Genomic DNA, 6,623 nt, shown 5'->3' on the forward strand with positions numbered 1-6,623 from the left:
TTGCCCTCTCAACAATTGCGGCAGCTTGAAAAACGGCGCTGATTACCGCCTGGAAATCACGGAAATCACTGGCGGCGCACCACACGCTTCCGCCAAGGTCGCCAGTCCCTCTGTCCGGGCGGGTTCATTGGTTCTGTTGGATGGCAGCGGCAGCTTCGATCCCGATGGCGATGCCCTGACCTATATCTGGACCCAGACCGCCGGACCTGCCGTCACGCTTAAAGACGCCACCACCCAGTCCGCCAGTTTCACTGCGCCTGACGCTGCCGTCGGGCAGACGCTGGGCTTTTCGCTTACGGTCAAGTCCAACGACGGCCAGCAAAGCACGGCCAGCCTCTCGGTCGCCATCACCAGCGACAACACCCCCCCGGTCGTGAAAGTCCCGAGCCAATCGGTGCTGGAAGGTGCCGAGGTCACGCTCAGTTCTACCGTGACCGATCCTGACGGCGACAAGCCCGCCAGCTATCTATGGAAACAAACCAGCGGCCCGACCGTGGTGTTGACCCAGGATGACGGCCCGACCCTGAGCCTCATGACGCCCAGCGCGGGTACGAGCGGCACCACCGAGTTGGGATTCAGCCTCACCGTTGCCGACGATTACAGCATCAACCCCAAATCGGCCACCGCCAACACCACCGTGACGGTGAGCAGCGACCCCACCAAGCTGCGCTGCTCCGCCGCCACGGCCAGCAAATTCAGCCTGACGCCGAATAAAGCCATGGTGCCCGTGGCCATTCAGGGCGTCACCGGGCCGAATCCGAAGTTCAGCCTCATCATCACCGGCGTGAAATCTGACGAGCCTGTGAAGAACAAGGCGGGCAAGGACACCACCGCGCCCGACGCCAAAATCCAGAAGAGCAAGGCCACCAAAACAAAGCCCCGCACCGACAGCGTGTTGCTGCGGGCGGAGCGCCAGTCCACGGGTGATGGGCGGGTGTATGCGGTCAGCTTCACCGCCGACGATGGCGCTCAGCCTTGCGACGGCGTGGTGAAAGTGGAAGTGCCTCTGACGCCCGGTCAGGTGGCGGTGGATGGGGGGGAGAACTTCGATGCGACCAAGTTGAAATGATTGCTTAGTATGTAGCGATGGGTATCCGCATTCGATACGGGACTCGTTTAGAACCCATTTCTTAATTAGATACTTTTGTATCGGATGCGAGTATACGCCGCTATGCTGTTTCTACGTGCTTAAGTAAGGTATTGGTTTGCATTCAATGCGTATGGGAGGATAAATGTACAAACTTATTTATGTGATTTTTTCTACTTTGCTGCTTTCTGAAAGCGCGATGGCAGCTTATGACCAATATACCATCACCGACTTAGGAAGTCTTTCTAGCAATAGCAGCGATGATTTTAGTTATGCCTTTGACATAAATGATCGTGGAGATATTGTCGGATTTAGTCGATCTAACGGTCTAGACTATGGATTCACTTGGACACACTCTGATGGCATGTGGAGTACTGTACCTGGCCGAGTAACCGGTATCAATAATAGTAGATATATTGCTGGCTGGAATCCTAAAGGAATATTTTATGTTGGCGATATTGGATTATCCACAAGCTTCCACCCATTAGGCAAATCAAAACTTCCAAATTTTTATGGTCCCATGATAAAAATAAATGACTGGGGGCAGGGCGTTATGGTTGCAAATGACGGGGTTTATTTTTTTAATGGTGCCAATTCCCCAGGCTTCTTCGGATCAGTGGTTTCCCTAAAAAAAATAGGAGATTGGGACTTTTGCTACCCAAGCACAATACCTGGCATAAATAATAGAGGAGATGCCGTATTTAATGGGTATGCTTATAGGGACTATGACAGCAAAGGCAACATTATTTTGGGAACAAGGGTTTACCACGGAACTACTGATACGAAATCTGTAGCACCAAGCAGTTCAAAAACAGGATATTTTCTTGCAATCAACGACAACGGTATTATGGTGGGAACCAATGGATATGGTTATTTCATTGCTCCAGCAACAGAGATGCAGGATGGTTTATTTGTTAATGGGGTGGCTTTTAACATAAGCAAACCGCCCACAACCTCCCCAGATCTTTTAGATGTAAACAATTCTGGATATGCTGTGGGAGGCATTGGTTATCCCAGCACCCAATTCCAAAACAACACGGTATGCTCGCCGACACAAGTTAATTATCTTAGAGCGTTTATAACCTCCGCAGAAGAACCAAGCTTCGCTTATCTAGATACCTTAGTTCCAGCTTTGCAATGGAAATGCTTAGGCCCGGCAACAGCAATTAATAATGCTGGTCAGATTGTCGGGGTCGGCATTAACCCGCAAGGAAAAACTCATGCCTTTTTGCTAACGCCAATCCGCAATTGGTAGGGGGACAGCACATGCCTAATCGCAAGCTCCGTAAAGCCATAGCCATGGCCCTGGGAACCGCCCTGATCGGGAACTGCCTCGAAGCTCGGGCGGTATTAAATGCCAGCAAGAATCTTGGCGTTTATACAGGTGCCACGATCACTTTGGACCATGGGGCACCGTATAAGGCTTTCACTGATTATGCCGCCAAGAACATGGGCTGGATGCACACAGCCGAGTTTTTGCCCTTGACCGTGGGTGTACCGGGTTCCGGCCAGACCTACGACGTCAAACTCACCATGACCGGACGAGGCACGCTGGGAACGGCGATTACGGACGCCATAGATAACCCGGCGTTTGCCGTATGGGCATTGGGCACCAACACGTTTGCTAACGGCGGCGGTAACCAACACGCCTGGAACCCAGCCCGCGGACCGAATGACAGTACCGATGCTATTAACACTGCCGGAAACCCGGATACGCTTATCGCCAATGACCGTTTGTTGGACGCTGGCGTGTTGAACGGGCGGCAGGGCTGGATCGGTTACGTCAACGCTGGACCTGAATATATCCTGAGGAACGAGACCGATCCGTTTAACGGCTCGAATTACACAACCTCCGGTATACCAGTGTTGGATTCGATCTCCCACGGTGCCGTGAACACCACCAGTTTGGTTTGGCTCACCAATCCAAGCCAATCCAATACCGGCTATACGGCCAATTATTCCAAGTCCGGCAGCGTCATGGTCGGTGCGACACCGGACACCGCCACCATGACCTTGTATGGACTCAAAGCCGGAAATTATTTGATAGCCACTGGCGGCAGTTGCCCCAGTCCAACCCCCGATGCGGCTTGCGGGCGGGGCGCACAATATACCTTTACAGTATCGCCCGCTCCGCCTCTCAACACCCCCCCCACCGCCCACGCCGGTCCCGATCAAACCCTCAACGAAGGCACCACCGTCACCCTCGACGGCTCCGCCAGCAGCGATCCCGACTCGGGGCAGACGGCCACCCTGCAATACCAGTGGACCGCCCCGGCGGGTATCACCCTCAGCAGCGCCACCGCCCAAAAGCCGACCTTCACGGCGCCCAGCCCAAGCTCGGACACCAAGTACACCTTCTCGCTAGTGGTGAAGGATTCCACCGGGGCTGCCAGCGCCGCCGACGCGGTGGACATCACCGTCAAGAAATTCGTGCCCAACAACAGCCCGCCCACCGGCACGGTGCCGATCTCCGGCACGTCCCAGCCGGGCCAGACCCTCACGGCGTCCAACACCCTGGCGGACGCCGACGGACCCGCCACCCTGAGCGTCAGCTACCAATGGAACGCCAACGGCGTGGTCATCTCGGGTGCCACCAACACCACCTATGTGCCCACGGCCAACGATGTGGGCAAGGCCATCACGGTCACGGCGCGTTATACGGACAGCAAAGGGAATAACGAAAGCGCCCTGTCGAACGCCGTCACGATTTCCGCGCCGGGCAACACGGTTCCCAGCTTCACCGGCGGCACCGCCAGCCTGACGGTGGACAAGGACGGCGCGGCCCTGGACCTCAAGCCCAACCTCCACGTCAGCGACCCCGACGCCAGCCAAACCCTGACCTGGACCCAGACCGCCGCCCCGGCCCACGGCGCCCGGCCCACGGCGCCCTGACCCTCAGCGGCGCCACGGCGACCTCCGGCGGCACCGACATCACCCCTGGCGGCACCCTCACCTACAAGCCGACCACCGGCTATGCCGGCTCCGACAGCTTCACCATCCAAGTCGCCGACAGCCAAGGCGGCACCGCCAGCCGCGCCTTCACCGTGACGGTGGGCAGCACCGCCACCAACGAGCCGCCCGTCGCCGATGCCGGTTCCGACCGCAGCGCCGCCGAGAACGCCCTTGTCACCCTCGACGGCAGCGCCAGCCGCGACCCCGAAGGCACCGCGCTCAAATATCAGTGGACCCAGATCGGCGGACCCACCGTCGTCCTGACCGGGGGCGCCACGGCCAAGCCCAGCTTCACCGCGCCCAAAGTCAACGCCGACACCTATCTGGGCTTCAACCTGGTGGTCACGGACTCCGGCGCCAGCCCCCGGACCAGCGACGCCGACACCGTCCGCGTCCTGGCGCGGCACACGCCGACCACCACACCCATCGCCCAAGCCGCCATCACCGTGGTGGGGGGCAGCACCGTTCTCCTGGACGGCTCCGCCAGCGTGGCGGGACGGAACATCGCCAGCTATGTCTGGAGCCAGAAGCTCATCGGCACCGAACCCAGGGTGGTCCTGGCGGTCGACCCCAACAACCCCGCCCGCGCCAGCTTCAAAGCGCCGCAGGCGGACGCCCTGCTGACCTTTCAATTGGTGGCCACCGACCGCTCGGGACAGGCCAGCGCGCCCTCCATCCACACCGTGAGCATCGCCAGGAACCGGCCCCCGGAAGCCCATGCCACCGATGCCCTCAGCATCCGCGCCGGCTCGGTCCTGCCCCTGGACGGCAGCGGCAGCTTCGACCCGGATGGCGATCCGCTGACCTACGCCTGGAGGCAGATCGGCGGGTCGAGCGTGGTCCTGTCCAGCGCCACCGCGCCCAAGCCCACCTTCACCGCGCCCCTCGGCGCGGCGGGCCAGACCCTCGGCTTCGCGCTCAAGGTCTCCGACGACAAATCCGCCAGCGCCACCACGACGGTCTCGGTGCGGGTCACCGACGACAACAACCCGCCCACGGCGAAGATCGCCGCCCAGCCCGTCACCGAAGGCGCGGAGGTCACCCTGAACGCCACGGTCAGCGACCCGGACGGGGACGCCGTCACCTACCTATGGCAGCAGACCGGCGGGACGCCCGTGGTATTGGCGCAAACCGGCCAGCCCAGCCTGAGCTTCACCGCCCCCTGGATAAGCGTCGGCTCGGAGGAACTGTCGTTCAGCCTGACCGCCACCGATGGCTTCGACCCCAACCCGAAATCGGCGCAGGATCGGGCCACGGTGCGGATCAATCACGACCCCAACCGGCTCGACTGCGCCCCCGCCGCCGCCAGCCCGGCCAAGCTATGGCCCGCCAACCGGGGCATGGTGGCCGTGACGATAGGCGGCGTGGCCGGTCCCAACCCCTACCGCCTCACCGTCACCGGCATCAATTCCGACGAGCCGGTACGGAACAAGGCGCTCGGGGACACCACCAGCCCTGACGCCAAGCGGCTGCGGGGGAAGATCACGGCGGAGCGGCCCCTGCCCGCCGACAGCGTGCTGCTGCGGGCGGAGCGACAGGTCAAGCGGCGGGCGGGAAGCCTTGCGGGCAATGGCCGGGTGTACACGGTCAACTTCACCGCCGACGATGGCGCCCAATCCTGCGAGGGTTCCGTGAAGGTGGAAGTGCCCAGCGCTCCCGGCGAAAAAGCCGTGGAGGACGGCCAACGGCATAACGCGGTCGCGAGAAAGATCACCCAATAACCCAATAGCCTAACAACCAAAGGCGCTACGCCATGAAGAATCAAACTTTTCGTCTCGCCATGCCAACCGCCTTGCTTGTCACGGGGATCATGACCGGCGTGCCCAGTTTAGCGGGGGCGTTCACCGGAACCTTCAGCCGGGATGACGCCGTGCAATTGTTCAGCTTCACCGCCGATGGCGCCACGCCAATCACGATCAGCACCGATTCCTACGCAACGGGCGGGTTCGATCCCTTGCTGACCCTGTTCGACGCCTGGGGCAACTTGGTCGGGTCAGTGCAGCCCAAGGGCTATCTGAACGATGATGCGAATTCCGATGCCGCTTGCGTCACCACCCCGGACCCGAACACCGGGAAGCTGTGTCTGGACGCCCACTACCAGGGCGTGTTGCCTGCGGGCAAATATTGGCTGGCCCTCACCCAGTCCAACAACCTGGCCAACACCAACAAGATCACCGCCAATACCGACGCCGTGGCGGACTTCATCTGGAGCGGGCAAGCCAACCAGAGCGGGACGCAATTCCTATGCGCCAACAACCTGTTCTGTGACCACGCCGGCAACAACCGCACCGGGGCTTGGTCGCTGAGCATCGCGGGCGCCGCCTCGCCGCAAACGGAAGGCCAATTTGTGGCGGCCACCAATCAGGCACCTGTGTTCGTCGGCGGCACCACCAACCTGACCGTGGCAAAAAATGGTTCGGCGCTGGACTTGAAGCCCAACCTGCATGTGAGCGACACCGACCTGGGACAGACCGAAATCTTCTCGGTGGCGGTCGCTCCTTTGCACAGTAGCCTTAACCTCTCATCGGATGCGACGATGGCCTCGGGTGGGACTGACCTTACCCCCGGCGGAACACTCACCTAT

5 protein-coding genes and 1 pseudogene are annotated in these 6,623 nt (G+C 60.3%); all 6 read left to right on the top strand.

What is annotated here, in order from left to right; all coding sequences use genetic code 11:
* A partial coding sequence (locus tag ACXWUF_RS16185; protein ID WP_458503302.1) for a PKD domain-containing protein occupies window positions 1–1,069 on the top strand: 1,069 nt, incomplete at its 5' end.
* Window positions 1,070–1,232: 163 nt separating this feature from the next.
* Window positions 1,233–2,342: a hypothetical protein gene (locus ACXWUF_RS16190; RefSeq protein ID WP_458499105.1), complete on the top strand. Its 1,110-nt coding sequence runs from the start codon at window positions 1,233–1,235 to the stop codon at window positions 2,340–2,342.
* Between the two features lie 11 nt (window positions 2,343–2,353).
* Window positions 2,354–3,979 carry a PKD domain-containing protein gene (locus ACXWUF_RS16195; RefSeq protein WP_458503303.1) on the top strand — a complete coding sequence of 542 codons (1,626 nt, stop codon included), beginning with the start codon at window positions 2,354–2,356 and terminating at the stop codon, window positions 3,977–3,979.
* 38 nt (window positions 3,980–4,017) lie between these two features.
* Window positions 4,018–4,077, top strand: a pseudogene (locus ACXWUF_RS16200) (hypothetical protein); the annotation flags it as partial.
* Window positions 4,078–4,131: 54 nt separating this feature from the next.
* A complete protein-coding gene (locus ACXWUF_RS16205; RefSeq protein ID WP_458503304.1) occupies window positions 4,132–5,760 on the top strand; it encodes a PKD domain-containing protein in 1,629 nt (542 codons plus the stop codon).
* A gap of 32 nt (window positions 5,761–5,792) precedes the next feature.
* Window positions 5,793–6,623 (top strand): DVUA0089 family protein (locus ACXWUF_RS16210; RefSeq protein WP_458503305.1); only part of this gene is annotated, 831 nt, incomplete at its 3' end.

This window comes from Methylomagnum sp. (assembly GCF_054333355.1).